General features: G+C 71.4%; 21 protein-coding genes. 10 read left to right on the forward strand and 11 right to left on the reverse strand.

Translation table 11 applies throughout. The annotated features are described in order from the left end of the window. Positions 1-15: 15 nt before the first annotated feature. Complete coding sequence (locus GJR97_RS16455; protein ID WP_324613613.1) at positions 16-753, reverse strand: tyrosine-protein phosphatase; 738 nt, start codon at positions 751-753, stop codon at positions 16-18. A 106-nt stretch (positions 754-859) separates the two neighbouring features. Between GJR97_RS16455 and GJR97_RS16460 the strand changes: the two genes are divergently transcribed. Both GJR97_RS16460 and GJR97_RS16465 read left to right on the forward strand, forming a co-directional pair. Then, positions 860-1,324, forward strand: coding sequence for a hypothetical protein (locus GJR97_RS16460; protein WP_154347855.1), 465 nt, complete (start codon positions 860-862; stop codon positions 1,322-1,324). Then, positions 1,317-1,625, forward strand: a complete 309-nt coding sequence (locus GJR97_RS16465) for a winged helix-turn-helix domain-containing protein (protein ID WP_324613614.1) — start codon at positions 1,317-1,319, stop codon at positions 1,623-1,625. Before GJR97_RS16460 ends, GJR97_RS16465 begins: the two co-directional genes overlap by 8 nt. Before the next feature lie 16 nt (positions 1,626-1,641). Here the strand turns inward: GJR97_RS16465 and smpB are convergent, their stop codons facing one another. The 5 genes from smpB to prfB all read right to left on the reverse strand — a co-directional run bounded on the left by smpB (position 1,642) and on the right by prfB (position 6,419). After that, entirely contained in the window at positions 1,642-2,118 is a 477-nt protein-coding gene (smpB, locus tag GJR97_RS16470) for an SsrA-binding protein SmpB (protein WP_324613615.1), read from the reverse strand. Between the two features lie 108 nt (positions 2,119-2,226). Next, positions 2,227-3,138: a permease-like cell division protein FtsX gene (ftsX, locus tag GJR97_RS16475; protein ID WP_324613616.1), complete on the reverse strand. Its 912-nt coding sequence runs from the start codon at positions 3,136-3,138 to the stop codon at positions 2,227-2,229. Continuing rightward, positions 3,135-4,571, reverse strand: a complete 1,437-nt coding sequence (gene ftsE / locus GJR97_RS16480; protein WP_154347857.1) for a cell division ATP-binding protein FtsE — start codon at positions 4,569-4,571, stop codon at positions 3,135-3,137. Before ftsE ends, ftsX begins: the two co-directional genes overlap by 4 nt. Before the next feature lie 87 nt (positions 4,572-4,658). Beyond that, complete coding sequence (locus tag GJR97_RS16485) at positions 4,659-5,189, reverse strand: flavodoxin domain-containing protein (RefSeq protein ID WP_154347858.1); 531 nt, start codon at positions 5,187-5,189, stop codon at positions 4,659-4,661. A gap of 120 nt (positions 5,190-5,309) precedes the next feature. After that, the gene (prfB, locus tag GJR97_RS16490) at positions 5,310-6,419 is read right to left on the reverse strand and encodes a peptide chain release factor 2 (protein ID WP_154347859.1); all 1,110 of its coding nucleotides are present in this window, start codon (positions 6,417-6,419) and stop codon (positions 5,310-5,312) included. Positions 6,420-6,486: 67 nt separating this feature from the next. On the opposite strand from prfB, the gene GJR97_RS16495 reads away from it, so the two are divergent. The 6 genes from GJR97_RS16495 (at position 6,487) to GJR97_RS16520 (ending at position 15,044) form a co-directional block, all read left to right on the forward strand. Then, positions 6,487-7,815 (forward strand): MFS transporter, encoded by a 1,329-nt coding sequence (locus GJR97_RS16495; RefSeq protein ID WP_154347860.1) that lies wholly within the window; start codon positions 6,487-6,489, stop codon positions 7,813-7,815. A gap of 102 nt (positions 7,816-7,917) precedes the next feature. Then, positions 7,918-9,111, forward strand: coding sequence for an FAD-dependent oxidoreductase (locus GJR97_RS16500; RefSeq protein ID WP_324613617.1), 1,194 nt, complete (start codon positions 7,918-7,920; stop codon positions 9,109-9,111). Further along, a complete protein-coding gene (locus tag GJR97_RS16505) occupies positions 9,108-9,968 on the forward strand; it encodes a TIGR01458 family HAD-type hydrolase (RefSeq protein ID WP_324613618.1) in 861 nt (286 codons plus the stop codon). Before GJR97_RS16500 ends, GJR97_RS16505 begins: the two co-directional genes overlap by 4 nt. A gap of 93 nt (positions 9,969-10,061) precedes the next feature. Next, on the forward strand, positions 10,062-13,172 hold the full coding sequence (locus tag GJR97_RS16510; RefSeq protein ID WP_229276352.1) for a M14 family metallopeptidase: 3,111 nt from the start codon (positions 10,062-10,064) through the stop codon (positions 13,170-13,172). A gap of 241 nt (positions 13,173-13,413) precedes the next feature. Next, positions 13,414-14,709: a peptidoglycan-binding domain-containing protein gene (locus GJR97_RS16515; RefSeq protein ID WP_195760748.1), complete on the forward strand. Its 1,296-nt coding sequence runs from the start codon at positions 13,414-13,416 to the stop codon at positions 14,707-14,709. Positions 14,710-14,771: 62 nt separating this feature from the next. After that, positions 14,772-15,044 carry a hypothetical protein gene (locus tag GJR97_RS16520; protein ID WP_154347863.1) on the forward strand — a complete coding sequence of 91 codons (273 nt, stop codon included), beginning with the start codon at positions 14,772-14,774 and terminating at the stop codon, positions 15,042-15,044. Positions 15,045-15,073: 29 nt separating this feature from the next. Here the strand turns inward: GJR97_RS16520 and GJR97_RS16525 are convergent, their stop codons facing one another. Continuing rightward, positions 15,074-15,778, reverse strand: coding sequence for a potassium channel family protein (locus GJR97_RS16525; protein WP_154347864.1), 705 nt, complete (start codon positions 15,776-15,778; stop codon positions 15,074-15,076). Positions 15,779-15,962: 184 nt separating this feature from the next. On the opposite strand from GJR97_RS16525, the gene GJR97_RS16530 reads away from it, so the two are divergent. Next, a complete protein-coding gene (locus tag GJR97_RS16530; protein ID WP_154347865.1) occupies positions 15,963-18,725 on the forward strand; it encodes a hypothetical protein in 2,763 nt (920 codons plus the stop codon). Positions 18,726-18,758: 33 nt separating this feature from the next. Here the strand turns inward: GJR97_RS16530 and GJR97_RS16535 are convergent, their stop codons facing one another. Genes GJR97_RS16535 through GJR97_RS18425 form a run of 4 tightly spaced genes read right to left on the reverse strand, consistent with a single transcriptional unit; the run spans position 18,759 to position 20,194 of the window. Continuing rightward, a complete protein-coding gene (locus GJR97_RS16535; RefSeq protein WP_324613619.1) occupies positions 18,759-19,205 on the reverse strand; it encodes a pilus assembly protein TadG-related protein in 447 nt (148 codons plus the stop codon). Continuing rightward, on the reverse strand, positions 19,202-19,669 hold the full coding sequence (locus GJR97_RS16540) for a hypothetical protein (RefSeq protein WP_154347866.1): 468 nt from the start codon (positions 19,667-19,669) through the stop codon (positions 19,202-19,204). Before GJR97_RS16540 ends, GJR97_RS16535 begins: the two co-directional genes overlap by 4 nt. Continuing rightward, the gene (locus GJR97_RS16545) at positions 19,644-20,096 is read right to left on the reverse strand and encodes a TadE/TadG family type IV pilus assembly protein (protein ID WP_407643613.1); all 453 of its coding nucleotides are present in this window, start codon (positions 20,094-20,096) and stop codon (positions 19,644-19,646) included. The genes GJR97_RS16540 and GJR97_RS16545 overlap by 26 nt, the downstream gene beginning before the upstream one ends. Beyond that, positions 20,027-20,194 carry a hypothetical protein gene (locus GJR97_RS18425; RefSeq protein ID WP_229276353.1) on the reverse strand — a complete coding sequence of 56 codons (168 nt, stop codon included), beginning with the start codon at positions 20,192-20,194 and terminating at the stop codon, positions 20,027-20,029. The genes GJR97_RS16545 and GJR97_RS18425 overlap by 70 nt, the downstream gene beginning before the upstream one ends. Positions 20,195-20,340: 146 nt before the next feature. On the opposite strand from GJR97_RS18425, the gene GJR97_RS16550 reads away from it, so the two are divergent. Further along, positions 20,341-21,798, forward strand: coding sequence for a recombinase family protein (locus GJR97_RS16550; protein ID WP_154347868.1), 1,458 nt, complete (start codon positions 20,341-20,343; stop codon positions 21,796-21,798). The last annotated feature ends 157 nt before the right edge of the window (positions 21,799-21,955 follow it).

Consider the following 21,955-nt stretch of genomic DNA (forward strand, 5'->3'; position numbering starts at 1 on the left):
GTCACCTCCGCGACCTCAGTCGCGGGCGATCAGCCACGCCTCGAGCGCGGCCAGCTCGTCGTGGGCGAGACCCGACGCGAGCAGGTACTCGCGGACCGTCCCGTGACTGCGCTCGACCTCCTCGAGCGCGGACTCGAGCGCCTCGCGCGGGCTGCCGCCCATGAGCACGCGCAACTCGGGGGTGTCGGGCACGCCGTAGTCGCCGATGAGCGCGACCATCTCCTCCAGCCATTCACCGGCGAGGTGCCCCTCGGTGAGGGCGTAGTCGACGATCACGGCCTCGCGGTCGACACCCGCCGCGAGCAGGGCCAGCGCGACGACGACGCCGGTGCGGTCCTTGCCCGCGGTGCAGTGCACGACGACCGCGCGGTCGCCGGCCGTCGAGATCTCGCGCAGTGCCTCGACCACGACGGCCGAGTGCTTCGTGACGATGCGCTGGTAGAGCGCCTCGAGGGAGATGCCCCGACCGCCCTGCGACGCGCCCGACCCCTCGAAGACCGGCAGCCGCAGCACCTCCACGTCGAGCCCGTCGAGGTCGTCGGGCATGGCTCGCGCCTCGTTGGGGTCGCGCAGGTCGACGATGACGCCGACCTCGAGCCGCCGCAGCGCGGCTCGTCCGTCGTCGCCGAGGCGGTGGAGTCCGTCGGAGCGGAAGAGCCGACCGGGACGGACGGTTCCGCCGCGCGCGGGCAGCCCGCCGACGTCGCGGAAGTTGTACGTACCCGGCACCGGGATGCGCGTCGAGATCTCCACGCGGCGGAGTCTAGCCCGCCGCGCCGTCAGCACGCCGTGAGGCGGCGCAGTCCGCAACTCGTCGAAAGTACTTTCTGAACTGGCAAGTAGTTGCTAGTCTCGGGCCATGTCCGCGAACGACTCCTCATCCGCCGATCTCCCCGAGCCCGCCGACGCGGCCGCCTTCGTGCGCGAGGCCGAGACGGCGGTCCGACGCGTCGCCGTCCAGGGCTCCGCGTCCGCTTCCGCCTGGCTGACCGGGCTCGCCGCCGCATCCGCGATGTACCTGTTCGCGCTCGGCTGGTACCAGCGCAGCGACGAGACGCAGATCCTCGCCCTGTCGATCGCCTTCGCCGCGGTGCTCGGTGTCCTGTCGGTCGTGCACCTGCGACGAATGGGGGCCGCGAGCCTCGGCTTCTCCCGACGCTTCGGCTTCGCCGTGGGCGGTTGGGGTGCGGCCTTCGCCGTCTCGCTGACGGTCGGCCTGCTCCTCTTCCCCGGCGCCCCCGTCTACTTCGCCCTCGCCGCGATCGCGACCGCAGCGCCGCCGATGTGGGGGTCGGTGCGCGAACTGGTCGTGGTCCGTGGCTGAGCCGGAGGACTCCGGGCATCCACGGCACCGGCTCGACCCGCTCCTGCAGCGGCCCGTTCCGTTCTCGATCGCGGCGCTGCTCGCGGCGGCCGACGAGGCCGAGTTCAGGTTCGTCCGAGACGCCGTCGAGCTCAGCGACTCGGCGCTCAGCAAGCAGGCGTCGGCGCTCGAGGCGGCCGGCTACGTCGCCGTCCGCAAGGGCTTCGTCGGCAAGTTCCCGCGCACGTGGCTCTCGATGACCCCGCAGGGCCGCGCGGCGTTCGCCGCCCACCTGGACGCGCTCCGCGAGATCGCGGGCTGAGCCGCCCGACGGTGGGCTACTCCCCCAGGTTCCGGCGGCTCGCCATGGCGCGCTCGGCCTCGCGCTTGTCCTGCCGCTCGCGGAGGGCCTGCCGCTTGTCGTACTCGCGCTTGCCCTTGGCGACCGCGAGCTCCACCTTCGCCCGCCCGTCCTTGAAGTACAGCGACAGCGGGATGAGCGTGTAGCCGCCCTCCTTGGTCTTGTGGCTGATCTTCACGATCTCCTGCTTGTGCATCAGCAGCTTGCGCTTGCGTCGCGGGGCGTGGTTGTTCCAGGTGCCCTCGGTGTACTCGGGGATGTGCACCGCGTCGAGCCAGATCTCGCCGCCGTCGATGAAGGCGTACCCGTCGACGAGTGACGCCCGCCCCTGCCGGAGCGACTTCACCTCGGTCCCCGAGAGCACGATGCCGGCCTCGTAGGTGTCCTCGATCAGGTAGTCGTGGCGCGCCTTGCGGTTGGTCGCCACGACCTTCTCACCGCGTTCCCTGGGCACGGTCCACTCCTCGCTTCGATGACGGATGCCGCCGGCGATCGCCGGCAAGCCCTTCAGTCTAGCGGCGGTCGCGGCATCCGTCGCCCGTGGCCCGGTTCCGCGGCCGGGTCAGACCCGCAGGTACCGCCGGATCGCGATCGCGGCCGAGACGGCCGCCAGGAGGACCCCGACGGCGACGAGCAGCGGCACGACGAGCATCGCGTCGTCGAGCCCGACGAACGTGAACGAGAGCGATTCGGCGAGGTAGCCCTGCACGAAGAAGGTCACGATCGCCACGACCGCCCCGCCCGCGAGGAGCGAGCCGAGCAGCCCCGCGAAGATGCCCTCGAGCACGAACGGCGTCTGGATGAAGCGGTTGGACGCGCCCACGAGCCGCATGATGCCGAGCTCCTTCCGGCGCGAGAACGCCGAGAGCCGGATCGTCGTGGCGATGAGCAGCGCCGCCGCCACGAGCATGACCGCGGCGACCGCGATCGCCGTGTAGCTCGCCGCGTTCAGCACGTCGAAGATCTGGTCGAGGTAGCGGCGTTGGTCGACGACCTGCTCGACGCCCGACAGGCCGGCCAGGCTCTCGACGAGCACCGCCGACTGCGACGGATCGGTCAGGTTCACCCAGAACGTCTCGTTGAGCACGTCGGGCGTCACGTAATCGGCCGCGGGCGTGCCGGCGAACTGCTCCTGGAAGTTCGCGTACGCCTGGTCGCGATCCTCGAAGTAGTACTCGTCGATGAAGGGCGCGAGCGTGTCGCCGCGCAGCTGCGCCTCGACCGCCTCCTTCTGCTCCGGAGTCGCCTCGCCGTCGATGCAGCCCTCGGTGGTCGAGACCGCCGTGCAGAGGTAGACCGCCACCTGGGCGCGGTCGTACCAGTAGCCGCGCATCTGCGCGATCTGCAGCTGCAGCAACGCCGCGGTGCCGACGAACGTGAGCGAGACGAACGTGACGAGCACGACCGAGATGACCATGGTGGCGTTGCGGCGCAGGCCGTTCGCCGCCTCCGCGAGCACGAGACCGACCCTCACTTCACCGGCCCCACTTCCTGGTCGTCGTCGCCGGCGCGCGGCCCGGCGGGGCTCCGCAGGCCGAGTCGCTCGGCGAGCGTGAGGTGCGCGGACTTCGCGCTCACGGGGGCGGCCGGCCTGCCGGGCGGGCGATCGCGGCCGTCGCCGTCATCGTCGTCTCCACCGTCGTCGCCGGCCTCGGCCGCGCCCGCGGTCGTCAGCGGCTCGACCGGCATGGTCGCTGCGGCGGTGATCTCCGCGGCCTCGTCGGTGACGGCGTCGCGCTCCTCCGGCTCCACGTAGAGCGGCGGCGCGTCCTGCATGACCTTCCGGGTGACCTTGGGTGCGGCGACGCCGACCGTGCCCGTGTCCATCGGGGTGTCGACGGATGCCTCGTCCGCGGCCTGCTCGACCACCTCGGCCTTCGCGGCGGGCCGCTTGGCCGGGCGCTTCTTCCTCGGTGCGGGTCGCTTCGCCGGCTCGGGCTCGGGCTCGGTGACCGTGGCCGCGGCATCCGTGTCGGCCTCGATCGCGTGGAGCGCCTCCTCGGCTCGGACGGAGGCGACGAGCGCGTCGGCCGCCGCGGTCTCCCCCGTCGACGTCGACGATGCGGCGCTCGCCGCGACCGGCACGACCTCGACGTCCGCAGCGGATCCGGTCGCGTCGGTGGACTCCGCGCCCACCGCGGCGAGGGCTGCGGCCGCGAGGTCCGTCGGGACCGCGTCGCCGGGGACCGCCCCGACGACCGACGTGGTGGGGGCGAGCGCGACGCCGACCGCGTAGCCAGCGCTGCGCTCGTCGCGCACGACCTCCCCGGAGCTCAGTTCGATGACTCGGCGCTGCATCTGGTCGACGATGCCCGCCTCGTGGGTGGCCATCACCACGGTCGTGCCGCTCGCGTTGATGCGCTCGAGGAGCGTCATGATCCCGGCGCTGGTGACCGGGTCGAGGTTGCCGGTGGGCTCGTCGGCGAGCAGGATCTGCGGCTTGTTGACGATGGCGCGCGCGATCGCGACGCGCTGCTGCTCGCCGCCGGAGAGCTCATGGGGCATCCGCTTGCCCTTGCCGTCGAGGCCCACCAGCTTCAACGTCTCGGGCACCGCCGTCTGCACGAACCCGCGCGACTTGCCGATGACGCGCAGGGCGAACGCCACGTTCTCGAAGACGTTCTTGTTCGACAGCAGCCGGAAGTCCTGGAACACGACGCCGAGGTTGCGCCGGAAGTACGGGACCTTGCGCGTCGAGATGGAGCGCAGGTCCTGGCCGAGCACGTGGATCCGGCCGGCCGTCGGGCGATCCTCCTTGAGGATCAGGCGCAGGAAGCTGGACTTGCCCGATCCGGACGCACCCACGAGGAACACGAACTCGCCGCGCAGGATCTCGACCGTGATCCCGTCGAGGGCGGGTCGGGTCTGCCCCGGGTAGGACTTGGTGACGGAGTCGAAGCGGATCATCGGGTTCGAGCGTAGGCGGCATCCGCTCGAAACGGGGCAGCGACACCGGAAAACGTCGGGCCGTGGGGCGGCCCGGGGGCGGCCCGGTCAGGCGGGGAGCGCCGCGAGTTCGGCCGCGACCTTCCTCGCCCACGCGTCGATCGCGTCCCAGTCGCGGAAGTCGCCTGCGGGCAGCGCGTCGTTCGCGGGCATCCAGCTCACGATGCGATCGCGACCCTTGAGGTGCTCGGTGTCGAGCGCCCCGAAGAACACCATGGTGCCGCGCGGGTGGATGAGCTCCTCGAACTCGGCGAACTCCTTCGGGGCGGCGCCGGCGAGCACGTCGTTGCCGTCCTGGTCGACGCGCTCGGTTCCGAGGGGGCCGCTGGAGAACAGCCAGACCGGCCTGCCGCCGAGCAGCTCGTGGTTGTGCCGCACGAACCGCCGCGCCTCCTTGCGCCACCTGCCCAGGTAGGTGGCGCTGCCGATGACGAACGCGTCGAACCCCTCGGGGAACTCGACGTCGTCGCAGTGCTCGATGTCGACCTCGTGGTCGGCGTCGCGCAGGCGATCGGCGATCCGGTCGGCGATGCCCCGCGTCGCACCGTACTTGCTCGAGTACGCGACCAGCACGCGCATGATGCCCACTCCCCCCGCGGGACGCCCGTGGTCCCACACGCGTGAGGGTAGGCCGCGCGGTCAGTGGCGGCCGGTGCCGAAGGTCCCGTGCGCCGGAGTACCGGATGCCGCGTCAGCGGCTCAGGCGTCGTCCTTCTGCTTGCGCCACCGGATGCCGGCCGCGATGAGGCCGTCGAGGTCGCCGTCGAACACCGTCGCCGGGTTGCCGACCTCGTAGCCGGTGCGCAGGTCCTTCACGAGCTGCTGGCCGTAGAGGAAGTAGGAGCGCATCTGGTCGCCCCAGCTCGCCGTGATGGTGCCGGCGAGCTCCTTCTTCTTCGCCGCCTCCTCCTCGCGCTTGAGCAGGAGCAGGCGGGTCTGGAGGACGCGCATGGCCGCGGCTCGGTTCTGGATCTGCGACTTCTCGTTCTGCATCGAGACGACGATGCCGGTCGGGATGTGCGTGAGGCGCACGGCCGAGTCCGTCGTGTTGACCGACTGGCCGCCGGGGCCCGACGAGCGGAACACGTCGACGCGGATGTCGTTCTCGGGGATGTCGACCTCCTGCGCCTCCTCCATCACCGGGATGACCTCGACGGCGGCGAAGCTCGTCTGCCGCTTGTCGGCGGAGCCGAACGGGCTGATGCGGGCGAGGCGGTGCGTGCCGGCCTCGACGGAGAGGGTTCCGTACGCGTAGGGCACGTCGATCTCGAAGGTCGCGGACTTGATTCCCGCACCCTCGGCATACGAGGTGTCCATGACCTTGACGGGGTACTTGTGCCGCTCGGCCCAACGCAGGTACATGCGCATGAGCATCTCCGCGAAGTCGGTGGCGTCGTCGCCGCCGGCGCCCGAGCGGATGGTGACGACCGCGCCGCGCGGATCGTACTCGCCGTCGAGCAGGGTCTGCACCTCGAGCTGGCTGACGGTCTCCTCGAGCGCCGCGAGTTCCTTGCGGGCCTCGACGGCGGAGTCCTCGTCCTCCATCTCGTTCGCGAGTTCGACGAGGACCTCGAGGTCGTCGATGCGGCGCTCGACCTCGAGGACGCGCTTGAGCTCGGACTGGCGGTGGCTGAGCGCGCTCGTCACCTTCTGCGCGTTGGCGGGGTCGTCCCAGAGGGACGGGACGCCGGCCTCCTCGGAGAGCCGGGCGATGTCGGCCTTGAGGGCGTCGACGTCGACCACGGCGCGGATGTCGCTGAAGGTGCTGCGCAGGGAGGCGATCTCCTGCGTGAGGTCAAGATCCAACATGTCCCGACCAGCCTAGTGGCCCCGGCCGTGAGCGACCTGCGCGGGCCTCGCGCGTACATTGGGAGCGATGACGTCCGACACCGCCCACCCGTTCTCGTGGCGGTCGATCGTCCTCCCCGCGTACCTGCCGACGCTGCTGTTCTCGCTCGGCGAGGGCGCGCTCGTCCCGGTCATCCCGGTCGTCGCGGTCGACCGCGGAGCGTCGCTCGCGCTCGCGGGCCTCATCGCGGCCATGCTCATGGTCGGCGGGCTGGTCGGCGACCTGCCGGCCGGCTGGCTCGTCGCCCGCACCGGTGAACGCCCCGCGATGATCGGCGCGTCGGCGCTCGCCTCGGCGGGCACGCTGCTGGCCCTCCTGGTGCCGACCGCGTGGGCGCTGGCGGTCGGCGTGTTCCTCCTCGGGCTGGCGACGGCCGTGTTCGGGCTCGCGCGGCACGCGTTCCTCACGAGCTACGTCCCGGCGCGCGTGCGCGCCCGCGCGCTGTCGACGCTCGCGGGCGTGTTCCGCGGCGGCTGGGCGATCGGGCCGTTCACCGCGGCCGCGATCATCGCCTGGACCGGATCGGCGACGGCCGTGTTCTGGGTGCTGGTCGCGTCGTGCGCCACGGTCGTCGCGGTCCTGCTCGTCCTCCCCGACCCCGAGCGGGTGTTCGGCGCCGCGGTGCGTGCACGGGCGGCGTCCGTCGGGAAGGCGGGCGGCGCCGCGACCGTCGAGCAGGGGCGAGCGGATGCCGCGGGCGGCATCCGCCACGCCGTCGTCGCCTATCGCGGCGTGCTCGCGCGGATCGGAAGCGGGATCGGGCTGCTGGCCGCGCTCCGCGCCAGCCGCATCGTGATCCTCCCGCTGTGGGCGGTCTCGCTGGGCATGCGACCGGATGCCGCAGCGCTCGTCATCGGCGTCGCCGCGACGGTCGACTTCGCGCTGTTCTACGTGAGCGGTCACGTGATGGACCGGCACGGGCGCCTGTGGAGCGCCATCCCGGGCCTCGTGGGGCTCGCGATCGGGCACCTCGTGCTGTCCGTCACGCACGACCTGCCCGGTGCGGTCGCGTGGTTCACGGGCGCGGCGATGCTGCTCGGCGTCGCGAACGGGCTCTCCTCGGGCGTCATCCTGACCCTCGGGGCCGACCTCGCGCCCGCGTCGAACCCGGCGCCCTTCCTCGGCGCGTTCCGCACGATCGCCGACGCCGGCGGGGCCGCCGCACCCCTCGCGATCTCGGCGATCACCTCGGCGCTCTCGCTCATGGCCGCCGCGGCGGTGATGGGCGTGCTCGGCCTCGTCGGGGCGGGCATGCTGTGGCGATGGATCCCGCGGTACGTGCCGCGCGCGTCGCGGCATCCGTCGCCCGAACCGCCCGAGCCCGATGAGGCGTGGACGCCCGCGACCGACACCTGAGCGGCGCTGCGTCGCACGGGCCGGATGGCCCGCGACGGCGCGGGCGGCCGGAGTAGCGTCGGCACCGGGCGGTGGGTTCGCCACCGCCGGAGCGGAGGCGGCGTGCGGGCTGCGGTCATCGGTGCCGGGATCGCGGGACTCGCGAGCGCGAGGCAACTGGCGCTCGCCGGGTGGGAGGTCGACGTGCTCGAGCGGGCCGACGGGCCGCGTGCGGACGGCTACATGATGGACTTCTTCGGCCTCGGCTTCGACGCCGCCGAGCGCATCGGGGTCCTGCCGCGGCTGCGCGAGGTGTCGTACCGCATCGGCGCCGTCGAGTACGTCGACGCCCGGTCGGGCCGGCGGACCGCGAGCATCGACTACGACGCGTTCGCGTCGGCGCTCGGTGGCCGGCTGCTCAGCCTCATGCGTCCCGACCTGGAGCTCGTGCTGCTCGACGCGATCGGCGACGCGCCCGACGGCTCGGTGCGCGTCCACTACGGCGTGCCGTACCGCGCGTCCGAGGCGGCGGGCGCCGGCACGGGACTCGGCGCGCGGCTCGCGGGCGCCGACCTCGTGGTCGGCGCCGACGGCGTGCACTCGAGCGTGCGCGAGGCCCTGTTCGGCGATGAGCGGCAGTTCGTGCGCCCGCTCGGGCTCCGGGCCGCGGCCTACGTGATCGACGGCGCACCCGACCTGCACGCCGAGTTCGACGGGCGGTTCGTGCTCACCGACACCGTCGACCGCCAGGCCGGCATCTACGGGCTGCGCGACGGACGGGTCGCCGCGTTCCTCGCCTACCGCGAGGACGCGCAGGACGCGATGGAACCCGATGAGGACGCACCGACGCGCCTGCGCCGCGTGTTCGGGGGCCTGTGGCACCCGATCGACCGACTGCTCGACCGCTGCCCGGCGCACCCCTACGACGACGTGGTGGCGCAGGTGGTGCTTCCGGCTTGGCACCGCGGCAGCACCGTGCTCGCCGGCGACGGATGCCAGGCCGTGTCGCTCCTCGCGGGGCAGGGCGCGTCGATGGCGATCGCGGGCGCCGAGCTGCTGGCCGATCTCGTCGGGCCGTGCCGCGACGCCGCATCGATCGAGGAGGCGCTCGGCGAGTACGAGCGCCGGTGGCGTCCGGTCGTCGAGGAGAAGCAGGCCGCCGGACGGCGCGCGGCGAACACGTTCCTGCCCCCCGATCGATTCCGGCTCCTGCTCCGGCGGTGGGCGTTGCGGGCCTCGGCACTGCCCGTGATCGACCGGCTCGTGATGCGTTCGATCGCGGGAGGCACCGGGTTGAAGGGCGGGACCGGAGTGTGAGCGTGCGCGGCGTGCTGCTCGACCTCGACGGCGTGTTCTACGTCGGGGACGAGCCGGTGCCGGGCGGCGCCGAGGCGGTCGCCTGGCTCGTCGAGCGCGGCATCCCCCACCGATTCGTGACGAACACGACGTCGCGCCCGCGGCGCGGGATCGTCGCGAAGCTGCGGGCCATGGGCATCGAGGTCGATGCGGCCGACGTGCTCACGCCGGTCGTGGCGGCGGCGGCGTGGCTGGAATCGGAGGGATGCCGTCATCCGGCGCTGTTCGTGCCCGAGGCCACCGCCTCGGAGTTCGCCGAGCTCGGCGTGGCCGGCGCGGAACCCTCCGGGTCGGCGGACGCCGTCGTGGTCGGCGACCTCGGGAGCGGATGGGACTTCGCGACCATGAATCGGGCGTTCCGGCTGCTCGCCGAGGATCCCGGCATCCCGCTGGTCGCCCTCGGCCTCACGCGGTACTGGCGTGCCGAGGACGGACTGCGGCTCGACGTCGGCGCGTTCGTGCGCGCCCTCGAGTACGCCTCGGGGCGGGAGGCGGTGGTGCTCGGCAAGCCGGCCGCCGCGTTCTACCGCGCCGCCGTCGACTCGCTCGCGGAGGCGCCCGACGAAGCCGTCATGGTGGGCGACGACATCCGATCCGACGTCGAGGGCGCGCAGCGGGCGGGGTTGCCCGCCGTGCTCGTCCGCACCGGGAAGTTCGATCCGGCCGACCTCGACGGAGCGATCCGACCCGACGCCGTGCTCGATTCCATCGCCGGACTGCCCGAATGGTGGCGGAATCGAGCGATCGGCGGCGGAATCGACGAATCCACGGGCGAAGTCTTGACAGCGCGCGACGGGTCGCAGGAAGGTGGCCCGTAGGGTCCGCACAGCGTCAGAAGCGTGGCGATCTCGGGACGCACAACGTCGTCGTCACCAATCCCCTCTGGCCGGAGACGGACCGGAGGGGTCGTCATGACTGGAAACCGTTCCACCCGAACCCGGATCGCCCTCGGAACCGCCGTCGCGGCACTCGCCGCGGCGATGCTGAGTCCCATCGGCGCGAACGCCGCCGAGGACGACGTGGGTGAACTCGACATGTACACCGCGGAGGTCAGCTCGGAGCAGGCGGCCGACATGGCCGCGTCCGGGCTCGACATCGCCGCGAGCAAGGCATCCGGACGCGGAGTCGAGATGCAGCTCATCCTCTCCGAGGACGAGGCCAAGGGGCTCGCCGACCGTGGCATCGACGTGAAGCTGACCAAGGGCAAGAACGGCAAATCGGCCAAGCAGTCGGCCCAGGAGCAGGCCGCCTCGGGCTACACGGTGTGGCGCTCCTACGACGAGCCGGGCGGCTTCCGCGACCAGATGTACCAGATCGCGAAGGACAACCCGCAGCTCGTCAAGCTCGTCGTGCTCGGGCACACCTACCAGGGCCGCGAGATCATCGCGCTGAAGGTCACCCAGGGCGCGAAGGGCCAGAAGGACGGATCCCGTCCCGCGGTGCTCTACAGCTCGACGCAGCACGCGCGCGAGTGGATCTCGGCGGAGACCAATCGGCGCCTGCTCAACTGGTACCTCGACGAGTGGAAGTCGAACGACAAGGAGGTCAAGGACCTCCTGAAGTCCACCGAACTCTGGTTCCTCCTCGTCGCCAATCCCGACGGGTACCAGTACACGTTCGACACCGAGCGGCTGTGGCGGAAGAACCTCCGCGACAACGACGGCAACGGCGAGATCACGCGCGGCGACGGCGTCGACCCGAACCGCAACTACCCGGAGCACTTCGCGTACGACGAGGAGGGCTCGTCGTCGCAGACCTCGAGCGAGACCTACCGCGGCCCGTCGCCGGCGTCCGAGCCTGAGACGCAGGCGATGATGGCGCTGTTCGACCGGGCGAACCCCGAGTTCCAGGTCAACTACCACTCCTTCGGGGAGTGGCTGCTGTACCCGGAGGGCTGGCAGATCGCCACGCCGAGTGGGGACGACCCGATCTACTACGCGCTCTCGGGCAACCTGGACAACCCGTCCATCGAGGACTTCGAACCGGGCCTGTCCTCCGACGTGCTGTACGTGACGAACGGCGAGACCACCGACTTCGCGCACGTGTCGCACGGCACGCTCGCCTGGACGCCGGAGCTCAGCGACGGCGGCAGCGGCGGCGGGTTCGTCTTCCCCGACGACGAGGCGCTCGTGCAGGCGGAGTTCGAGCGGATCCTTCCGTTCTCGACGGATGTCGCGATGTCGGCCGTCGACCCGGCGAACCCGGTGTCGCACCTCGGCATCACGACGAAGCCGTTCTACCTGCAGAGCGACGACGACTACAAGGTCGGCCTCCCGCAGGCGAACTTCACGTTCGACTACTCCTACGGCGACCCGCAGGAGGTGCGCGTCCTCGCGAAGCGCAGCCTCGGCGACGTCACCGTGAAGTACTCGATCAACGGCGGCGCCGCGCAGAGCGCGCCGACCTCGGAGTGGGACGGCGGCGACCGCTACGGCGGCGCGACGGACGTCTACTACCACGTGATGAGCGGCATGGTCACGGGAACCGATCCCGGCGACAGCGTCGAGGTCTGGTTCGAGGGCGGTGGCGAGACGAGCGACTCGTTCACCTACGACGCCGTCTCGGAGTCGGGCGCCGACGTGCTGGTGCTCGCGGCCGAGGACTACACCGGCGCCTCGCCGGGGCAGGCCGGCGGACCGAACCACCTCTCGTACTACACGGACGCGCTCGACGCGAACGGCACGAGCTACGACGTCTACGACGTCGACGCCCGTGGCCGCATCGCGGCGGACTCGCTCGGCGTGCTCTCGCACTTCGACGCCGTCGTCTGGTACACCGGCGACGACATCGTGACCCGTGAGCCCGGCTGGGGCGGCGGCAACGCGTCGCGCCTGGCGATGGACGAGCTCCTGAACGTCCGCGACTTCATGAACGAGGGCGGCCAGGTGCTGTACACGGGCGACTGGGCCGGCAGCCAGTACACGCCGAACCTCGGCACGCAGTTCTTCGATCCGACCTCGGCGAACGAGGAGTGCCGCGCCGATCCGGCCGTGCTGGCTCGATGCAAGGCGCTGTTCGGCTCGGGCGACGCGACGAACGACGTGCTGCAGTACTGGCTCGGTGCCTACGTGGCCGTCGACTCGGCAGGCCTGGACGACCAGGGCGACGTGCTCGACGCGCTCGGCGTGGACGTCCCGCTCGAGGGCCTCAGCTGGGGCTTCAACGGCGGCGACAGCGCGCAGAACCAGTTCCACACGAACTCGTTCATCACCACGAGCGGCGTGCTGCCGGTGGCGGACTACCCGCAGTTCGAGAGCTGGGTCTCGGCCCGCTGGGACCGCGCGGGCGGTCCGTTCGAGCCGCACACGGGTGACTACTACCTGTACTCGCAGCTCGGCGACGTGTCGTACAAGCAGGTCATGCGCACGATCGACGTGCCGGCCGGCGGCGCGACCATGTCGTTCTGGACGTCGTACGACACCGAGGCGGACTGGGACTACACGTTCGTCGAGGCGCACACCCCGGGCCAGGACGACTGGACGACGCTGCCCGACGCCAACGGGCACACGACCCAGGACACGGGCCTCAGCTGCCCGGCTGGTTGGAACGAACTGCACCCGCAGCTCGACTACTACCAGACGTTCATCGACGAGAACACCTGCGACCCGAACGGGTCGAACGGCGGTGCGTGGAACGCCGCCTCGGGCAACTCGGGCGGCTGGCAGCAGTGGTCGGTCGACCTCTCCGCCTACGCGGGCGGCCAGGTCGAGGTGGCGCTGTCGTACGCCAGCGACTGGGCGACGCAGGGCCTCGGCGTGTTCTTCGATGACATCGAGGTCTCCACGGGCGAGGGCACGACCTCGTTCGAGGCCGACCTCGGCGGCTGGGAGATCACGGGGCCGCCTCCGGGCAGCTCGCCGAACCCGAACAACTTCATCCGCACCACGGCGGGCGGGTTCCCGGAGGCCGCGGTCGTGGCCACGCCGGGCTCGCTCTACGCGGGCTTCGGGTTCGAGGGCATCACGGATGCCGCGGCCCGGGCCGAGTGGATGGATGCCGCGCTGGGCCACCTGCTGGACTGACGCGCACTCCCGTTCGGGACACCGACACGGGCGGCCGGCGACCTTCGGGTCACCGGCCGTTCCGGTCGTCGCGCCGCTTCCGATGCCGCGGTGATCGGATTGCCCGATCGGGCAATCCGCCGGCGGTGTCCGGTGCGACACTGGAAGCAGGTCGACCATGGGGGTGGTGATCGTGAGGGCATCGGTGCGTGCGCCGTCACGTGCTCCGTACGCATCGCATCCGATCGCACCTGCTCACCGGATGCACGGGCCCGCGATGGTCGCGCCGTCCCGGCTCACGCCGTCGACCACCCTGCACCTGCAGCGCCTCGCCGGGAATGCCGCCGTCACGCGCGCACTCGCCGGGAGCGCCGGTCGCACGGTGCCGCCCGGGCAGCAGGACGAGCCCGTCGCGACGTTCCCACCGCAGCCGGTGGGGGCGCCCGCGGCGCTCGCCGAAGCGGCGGGGACCGTGCAGCGGACGATCGGCGACGGCCATGACCTGACGAACCGGCGCTTCGCCGGCGATGCCGTGCTCGAGGCCGCCTTCGACAACGAGCGGTTCGTGCGCGTCGGCTCGACGGGACCGGCGGTGTCGAAGCTGCAGCAGGCGATGGTCGACATCGGCCTCGACCTCCCGAAGTTCGGGGTCGACGCGAAGTTCGGACCCGAGACCAAGTCACGTGTGCAGGCGTTCCAGCGGTCGGCGGGCATCGTCGACGACGGCATCGTCGGCCCCATCACGATGGGCGAGTTCAACCGTCGGATCCCCGGCGGCGGGCCGCCGCCTCCCCCACCGCCACCGCCTCCGCCACCCCTGCTGACGACGACCACCGTCGCGGCCGCACCCGACGGCGGGCCCTCGTCACGCCGGCGCGTCGGGTCGGGAGAGTTCGTCGACCTCGCCGCGTCGGCACCCGTCACCTGGACGGTCACGGCGGGCACGCTCACGATCGCGAGCGGGCCGGCGACCCGCTGGACCGCGCCGGAGACCGGATCGGTCACGGTCACGGCGACACCGGCGAGCGGTCCGCCCGCGACCCTCGCGCTCACCGTCGTCCCGCCGGACGGCATCAGCATGACCCGGGACGTGGTGAACCCGATCCCCGCCGGCCAGGCCGGCGCCGACATGCTGACCGACGTGGACTTCGGTCATCGGGACGTCAGCTTCGCCCGGGTGCAGTGGCTCGAGGACCCCGGCCCGCCGAGCGGGGTCAACGGCTACTTCCGATCCGGCAAGGGATCGGCGATGGACCTGAACCACCATCCGAACCCGGCGTTCGTGACCTTGCGGGCCGACAACCACTTCAAGCACGACCACTGCGGCAGCGGCTTCCCGCTCGCCCCGCCGTTCTTCCGGCTGTTCCCGCCGCCGCCGTTCTTCGGAGGCGGGTGGACGTGGTTCATTCCGAACCGGTTCCGGGTGCTCGGCTCGGGCACCGCCGGGACGTTCTTCTTCCGTTCCGCGCAGGTCTTCGCGGTGGATTCCGTGGGAACGACCACCGTCAGCAAGCAGGGCGCCAGCATCACCCGGACGCGAGCGGGGGCGGTGACGTGAGCGCGCCGGAACCTCGACTGTCCCTCCGGGTCGACCGCGCGCCCGGCGCGGACACCGCCCTGGTGCGGATCGCAGTCACCGTGACGAACCCCGGCACCGAACCGATCGCACCGGGCGTATTCGGATCGGAGTTGCTGGTCAACGGCGAACCCGATCCGAGTTGGCGCCTGGCGATGAACGGCGCGGTCGATCCCAGCCTCGTGCGACTCCCCGGTGGTGATTCCGCGGAGCTGGTGCGCGATCTCCGGGTGGCGGGACTCGTGCCAGGACCCAACGAGTTCGCGGTGCGGATCGGCGACGTGCAGAGCGACCCGGTCGTGCTCGACATGGACTGACGCTGCGGCGGGGGCGTCGGCGGCACTCGTCACGCACGCTGGCGGATCTCCTCGCGCAGTGCGCGGATCTCCTCGGTGAGCGTATCGATGTGCGCCTTCGTGGCGACCTGCTCGGCCTCGTTCGTCTCGCTCACCCGCTCGACGATCCACGACGCGAGCGTGCCCGTGACCACGCCGATCAGGGCGATCCCGCCGACCATGACGCCGACCGCGACGAGCTGGCCGGTCGGGGTCACCGGGAAGAAGTCGCCGTAGCCCACGGTCGTGATGGTCACGAACGCCCACCACAGTCCCTCGCCGAAGCTCTCGATCGACCCGCCGTTGCCGCGCTCGGCGTCGAGCACGGCGAGCGCGGCGACGTAGACGAGCAGCACCGACGCGCCCGCGGCGTAGAGGATCACCTTGCCGCGCAGCATCGCCCCGGCGGTCCGGCCGATCACGGTGAGGATCGTCACCACGCGGAGCAGTCGCAGCGGGCGGAGCACCGGCAGCACCACGACCGCGAGGTCGAGCAGGTGCCGCACGAACCAGCGCGGGCGATCCTCGGCGAGCGCGAGGTTCACGACGTAGTCGAGCGCGAACAGCGCCCACGTGCCCCAGATGACGGATTCGGCGAACACCGCCTCCGGTCCGTGCAGGTCCCCGATCACCTCCCACGAGTACGCCGCGAGGAACAGGACGGCCGCGATGAAGAGCGGCCATTCGACGAGTTTCTGCCAGGACTGCTGGGACATCCGTCCACCGTAGGAAGCGCAGGTCACGGTTCGGTCACGCGAAGCGGGGCGACGACGCGGACGTGGGACCCATTCCCGACCGCCCAGTTCACGTGACCCGTTCGCGGGTCAGTCGTGAGGATTCATCATCGATAGCATTCGGTCAGGTCGACGCTGCGGCGGCCACCTCTGGGGGGAGGGGTCCATGTTCGGCACGCTCTTGAACGCACTCTCGGGTCCGAGGACCGACATCCTCGAGATCAGGATCCACGGCGTGCGCAACACACCGCCCGCCGAGATGCTCGAGACCTCGCCCGACGAGATCGAGCGTGTCGTCGGCGATGACCTCGGATCCTTCTGGCGCAGGCGCGACGAGCGCCCCGAGCGAGGCATCCGCTCGATCGAGGCGTTCTCGTGGGGCGCCCAGGCTCGGACCGGCGGAGGTGCCCTCGCCGCCATCGGGCGCGCGTTCGTCCACGTCGGGTGGTTCCTCCTCCTCCCCTATGCGCTCGCCAACCTGGGCTACTGGACACGCCGCATCGACCCGCAGCGCGGCGTGAGCGCCGGCACGCCGACCTGGAACGGCGACTTCGGGGCCGCGACGGTCCGCGTGTTCGGGCTCCTCCTCACGCTGATCGCCGTGGCGGCGTTCTGCTCCGTCGCGATCGACCTCGTCGGCGTCCAGTGCTTCCGCGACGGAGAGGTCTGCGCGGCGCTGCCGCCCCTGTTCGACGGCCTGGCCGACCTCGAACGCGACCGGCGGGCGGCGCTGTTCGGGTTGGCCCCCATCGCCACGGTGGTCGTGCTGTACGTGATCGCCCGCAGGGGACGCGTCGCGTACGAGGAGCGCGTGAAGAAGTTCGGGACCGAGCTCGACGCTCGGCAGCAGGAGGACGACCGTCCGCTGCTCGCGACGCGCGGCTTCTGGACCGAGTCCCGCATCGGGCAGACCTCCGAGTGGCTCCACGTCGCAGGTGCGATCGCCCTGGTGCTCTTCCTGCTCGCGCTCGATTCGGCCTACCTCGCGGTGGACTCCTGCTGGACGGGCGACTCGTCGCCGATCACCGGCGAGTGCCTCGTCGCGGGCTTCGGGAATCCGGTCGCGGCGTGGTTCGCGATCGGCGCGGCGGCGCTGCTGGTCGCGATCGTGGTCCTCGTCGCGCTCGCCTCGCACACCACCTCCGACAGCCGGACCACCGCGAAGCGGATGGCGTCGATGGCTTGCCTCGTCGTCGCGATCGCGGCGTACGGCGCGTGGACGTGGCTCACCTTCCAGGCGACCGAGGAGCACGGCGGCGGCAAGGTGTTCCTCGGCCTGATCGGCACGCCGATCGCCCTGATCGTGCTCGCCCTGTTCCTCGCGCTCGCCGGTGCCGGCTGGAAGAACCGGTCCTGGACGCGCCGGGTGATCAGCTCGATCCTCCTGGTCGGCGGAGCGGCGCTGCTGCTCGGCAGCCACGCCCGCGTCGGCGACGAGCGGTGGTTGTGGGTCGGCGGCGCCGTCCTCTGCGTGCTGATCCACCTGGTGAACGCGTGGACGACGCCGGCGAACCACCGGTTCGAGGCCTGGCGCGGCCAGGGCGCCGCGGTCGCGATGCTGCTCGCGCTCTTCGCGTCGATGGCGCTGTCGAGCCTGCTCGTGCTCGGCGTGGCCTCATGGCTGGGGACCTCGACCGACAAGGCGGACACGTCGTACATCTGGCGGACGCCGCCCGAGCCGCAGCCGGAGCGTTCCCTGGACATCCCGGACGCGTACGAGCGGTTCGCGGTGGTGCTCACCGCGATCGCCGTGCTGCTGGTGGCCCTGATCATCGCGGCGCTGGTCGTGAACATGGTGCGCTTCGCACGCTTCAGCCTGCCGAAGCTGGCCTGGTCGACGCCGTCGGACGGCGACGAGGAGCGTGCGCCCGCGCATGATCGCGGCGGGCTCGAGACGCCGGACCCGAGCACGTACGCCCCGCGGGTCACGGTGCCCGCCGCCCGGAACCGGCGCCGTCTCACGGTCCGCAGGAGCTCCCACCTGCTCCATCGCGGAGAGCCGCTCTTCGGCTGGCTCGCGGTCTTCGCGGCGATCGGCTTCCTCAGCCTGTCGTCGGCGGTCGTCTACGAGGGCCTCCGGGCGCTCGTGGTCGCCTGGTTCGGCGAGAACGCTCCCGCGGGCATCCGCGCCGCGTCGACCGCGGTGCTCGTCGCGGTCGCCCTCGCTGCGGTCGCGGCGGTCGTGGCGCACGCCGCGTCGAGCAGTGAGCGGCCGCTCGGGGTGTTCTGGGACGTCGTCGCGTTCTTCCCGCGCGCGGGGCATCCGTTCGCACCGCCGTGCTTCGGCGAGCGCGTCGTTCCCGAGCTGGCGGCGCGCACGCGGGCCTGGCTGAACGACCCGTCGGCGCGGCGTCGCCGCGGCGTCATCCTCACCGCCCACTCGATGGGCTCCACGATCTCGGCGGCGACGCTCATGGCGATGCGCGGCGACCGCGTGCCGGCCGGGGTGATGGAGGACGAAGAGCTCGTTGACCGCATCGCCCTGCTCTCGTACGGCACGCAGCTCCGCGCGTACTTCAGCCGGTTCTTCCCGTCGGTGTTCGGTCCGAAGGACCTCGGGGTCCCGGGCACGCGCGGCCCGTCGCTCTGGCGATCGGATCCCTGGCGCTCGCAGGTGCTCGACGAGTTCCGGGACGGGCTCCCCGCCCCGAACACCGATCCGGAGCGATCGCTCACCGGCATGCTCGGCGCGCACGACCGGGAGGTCCCGCGGTGGCGGAGCCTGTGGCGACGGACCGACTACCTGGGCTTCCCGGTGTACGGCTACCCGCGGGTGGGCAACCCGGTCGACCGCGGGGTCACCGAGTCGGCGCCCGCGAGCTACCTCTGGCGGATCGCGACGCACAGCGACTACCTCGGCACCGAGCAGTTCCTCCTCGCCCGCGACGACCTCGTCGCGGCGCTCGCGGCGGCGGACGGGGAGCGCTGACCCGGCGGCGCGCGCCCGGCCGGTCGGGTCCGCTCAGTGGAACACCGACCGCGCGTCGGCCGTCACCTCGATCGGCACGGTGACCGGCACGAGGTCGGTCGAGATCGGCGCGTGCCACACGGCTCGCAGGGTCACGCTCGCACTGCGGCCGTCGTTCGTGGCGGCTCGCACGAGCTCGAGGCCGCGAAGCGAGTGCTCCGCGTCGCCGAGGTAGTCGGTCGCGGCGGCCGCGACGGATGCCTCGTCGAGGCCGAGCACGAGCGCGTCGCCCTCCACCCGGACCTCGTCGAGCCGCCACGACTCGGCCGCGGCGAGCGCCGCGCCGTCGGCGAGGGTGAACAGTCGCTTCCGTTCGAGGTACAGCGACGTCGCCGACGTCACGACGAGCACGAGTGCGAGCCCCAGCACGCCGAAGAGGATCGTGAGCAGCAGCGTCGAGCCGGACTCGTCGTCGCGCAGCGCGACCGCCCGGCCGTTCACGGCGCACCTGCGAACCGCGACACCGTCTGCGTCGCCCGCGCCTCGAGTCGCACCGTCCCGATGCCGCTCGAGGCGAGCACCTGCGGTACGAGCGGGAGCGCGAGCGCGGCACGCACGGCGACGGTCACCCGCGTGCCCGAGGTCGCGCACGGCCCGCTGCAGTCGACGACGACGGATGCCGCGCCGGCATCGACCCCGTAGTCGGCGAGGACCACGTGCACGGTGCGCTCGACGGACGCCGAGGGCCCGTCGGCATCCGCCCGCAGCACGGCGACGCGGGCCGCCTGCCGCGCCGCGCCCTCGACGCCGAGCGCTGCGGCCTGGATGGACGCCATCGCGAGCACCAGGTAGACGAGGGGAACGAGGAGGATCATGCCGACGGTGAGGAACTCGAGGGACGCGGAGCCCGCCTCCGCGGCGAGCGCGCGCCGAGCCGGCTCAGTCGACGGACTCGATCGCGGCATGGCCGGTCACCTCCAGTGCGCGTTCGGGCCCGAGCAGGCCGACGACCGGGAGCGAGGTCCGGACGGTGATCGCAATGGCGGGGACGCCGCCGACGGTGGCCGCCTCAGCCGAGACATCCGCTGCGTAGTCGGCGGCGATGGCCGCATCGATGAGCTGTCGGGTGCGCTCGACGCCCGCCGCGGGCGAGGACCCCGCGAGCGCCGCGTAGCGGGCGCCCTCGGCGGCCGCGTCGAGCACCGTGTTGCGGACGTGCAGGGCGAGTGCGAGCTGCACGACCGCGACGAGCAGCGCCGCGAGCAGGACGCCGACGAGTGAGAACTCCGCGACCGCGGAACCCCGATCGTCGTCGAGCCGGCTCAGAATCCGACGACGCGGTCGATCGCCTGGTCGAAGACGCCCGAGAGCGCGGGGCCGGCGAGGCCCCAGATCACGATCACCAGGCCCGCCGTCATGAGCGTGATGAGCACCCATCCGGGTACGTCGCCCCGTTCGTCGGCGAGCCGTCGGGCGATCCAGCAGGGCATGCGAGGTCCTTTCGTCGGGTGGCGGGGTGCATCGGCGCATCAGAAACCCGCCTGGAGCACGAGGTAGCCGGGGAACAGCGCGAAGGCGATGGTGACCGGCAGGATGAGGAAGATCAGGGGGCTAACAGACCATCTAAAATATCCTTATGAACCAACATCAGATCCGCGCAGCGATCTACACCCGCATCAGCGAGGACGACGGCACCGCCCTCGGAGTGCAACGGCAGGAAGAGGACGCTCGGAACGAGGCAGCGAACCGAGGCTGGGAGGTCGCGCGGGTCTATGTCGACAACGATGTCTCTGCGACGCGCACCCGCATGCGCCCTCAGTTCCACCGCATGATCACCGACGTTCGTGCGGGTCTGGTCGATGCTGTCCTCATCTGGGACACCGACCGATTGACCCGCACACCACGGGAGGCGGAGGACTTGATCGACCTCGCGGACACGCACGGCTTGCAGATCATCAGCCTCGGCGGCTACCGCGATCTGTCTACGCCGAACGGTCGACGCGACTTCCGGAACGACGTGACCAACGCCCGTTATGAGACGGAGAAGATGGCGCGACGGCTCAGGCGGCGGCTGCAGCAGAAGGCCGAGGCTGGCGAGCCCCAGGGGAGGCCTGGCTACGGATTTACCCGTGTTCCGGTTCTGGACGATGCCGGTCGACCGACTCGGCTCCGCCGGGACGAGGCCGACCCTGAGCAGGCGGCGGTAATCCGAGAGGTTGCGAATCGCCTGCTCGCGGGCCACTCGCTGCGATCGGTGGTGAGCGACCTGAACCTTCGGGGCATTCCAGCACCAGAAGCCGAGAAGTGGAACTCTACGATGCTCAGGCAGGTCATGAAGCGTCCCTCCCTTGCCGGCCTAAGGGTCTACAAGGGCAAGGTGATCGGGCGAACGACGGGTGACGCGATCCTCGATGAGAGCATGCACGATCGACTCATCGCGCTCCTGACCGACCCCTCACGGCGCACGAATCGCGCGGGCAATGATTACAAGTACCTGCTCTCCGGTCTGGCTCGATGTGGTCGGGAAGGTTGCGGTGGGGCAGTCCGCGCGGGAGTGGGCCGCCTTGTGTCCCGCCCAGATGGAACTGCCCACCGTCAGCCGCCCAGCTACGTCTGCACCGAGTGCTTCAAGGTTCGCCGGAAGGTCGCCGACGTCGATTCCGTTGTCAACGATCAGATCATCACGCTCCTGCGCACGCCTGAGGTCATTGGCATGTTCGAGCACGGCGACGCTGATGCGGCGGCCCGCGCGCAGGCGGACATCGCTGCCCTGGATGCGAAGCTGGAACTGATTGCCGATCAGTGGGCAGAGGACGTCATCACTGCCGCACAGTTCACGAGGCTGAACACCCGGCTGCGGGACAAGCGCGTGGCTGCTGAACAGGAACGTCGGGCGGCACTGCCCAACGCGGCGCTCACCGTCCTCAGCACCGGCGACGTCGCAGCCTCGTGGGACGATGCGCCAATCGAGGTACGGCGAGCTATCGTTTCCGAACTGGTCGAGGTAACGATCCTCCCAACGGGGCCCAGAGGACGCCGCCCGTTCGACAAGGCTTCCGTCTCAGTGGTGCCCAGGACCATCGTTGCGCTATGAGCCTTCGCCCTCCCCGCGCCTCGGCGCTGGAGTACGGACCTGACGGGACTTGACGGGATGAGTCGTGAAATGGCATCCTGACCACACGCAGAAGAAGTGTGCCCCGGTACAGTTCGTCTGCGTTTTCTATGCCCGGCGCACGACGCGCCTGAGAACT

Origin of the sequence: Agromyces kandeliae (genome assembly GCF_009674665.1) — a bacterium.
GTDB lineage: Bacteria > Actinomycetota > Actinomycetes > Actinomycetales > Microbacteriaceae > Agromyces > Agromyces kandeliae.

Excerpts from the sequence above, each read along its gene's own strand:
- GJR97_RS16460 (WP_154347855.1), top strand. The coding sequence starts at position 860 with ATGTCCGCGAACGACTCCTCATCCGCCGATCTCCCCGAGCCCGCCGAC.
- ftsE (WP_154347857.1), bottom strand. The coding sequence starts at position 4,571 with ATGATCCGCTTCGACTCCGTCACCAAGTCCTACCCGGGGCAGACCCGA.
- GJR97_RS16485 (WP_154347858.1), bottom strand. The coding sequence starts at position 5,189 with ATGCGCGTGCTGGTCGCGTACTCGAGCAAGTACGGTGCGACGCGGGGC.
- prfB (WP_154347859.1), bottom strand. The coding sequence starts at position 6,419 with ATGTTGGATCTTGACCTCACGCAGGAGATCGCCTCCCTGCGCAGCACC.
- GJR97_RS16495 (WP_154347860.1), top strand. The coding sequence starts at position 6,487 with ATGACGTCCGACACCGCCCACCCGTTCTCGTGGCGGTCGATCGTCCTC.
- GJR97_RS16510 (WP_229276352.1), top strand. The coding sequence starts at position 10,062 with ATGACTGGAAACCGTTCCACCCGAACCCGGATCGCCCTCGGAACCGCC.
- GJR97_RS16515 (WP_195760748.1), top strand. The coding sequence starts at position 13,414 with ATGCACGGGCCCGCGATGGTCGCGCCGTCCCGGCTCACGCCGTCGACC.
- GJR97_RS16525 (WP_154347864.1), bottom strand. The coding sequence starts at position 15,778 with ATGTCCCAGCAGTCCTGGCAGAAACTCGTCGAATGGCCGCTCTTCATC.
- GJR97_RS16530 (WP_154347865.1), top strand. The coding sequence starts at position 15,963 with ATGTTCGGCACGCTCTTGAACGCACTCTCGGGTCCGAGGACCGACATC.
- GJR97_RS16540 (WP_154347866.1), bottom strand. The coding sequence starts at position 19,669 with ATGCCGCGATCGAGTCCGTCGACTGAGCCGGCTCGGCGCGCGCTCGCC.
- GJR97_RS18425 (WP_229276353.1), bottom strand. The coding sequence starts at position 20,194 with ATGCCCTGCTGGATCGCCCGACGGCTCGCCGACGAACGGGGCGACGTA.
- GJR97_RS16550 (WP_154347868.1), top strand. The coding sequence starts at position 20,341 with ATGAACCAACATCAGATCCGCGCAGCGATCTACACCCGCATCAGCGAG.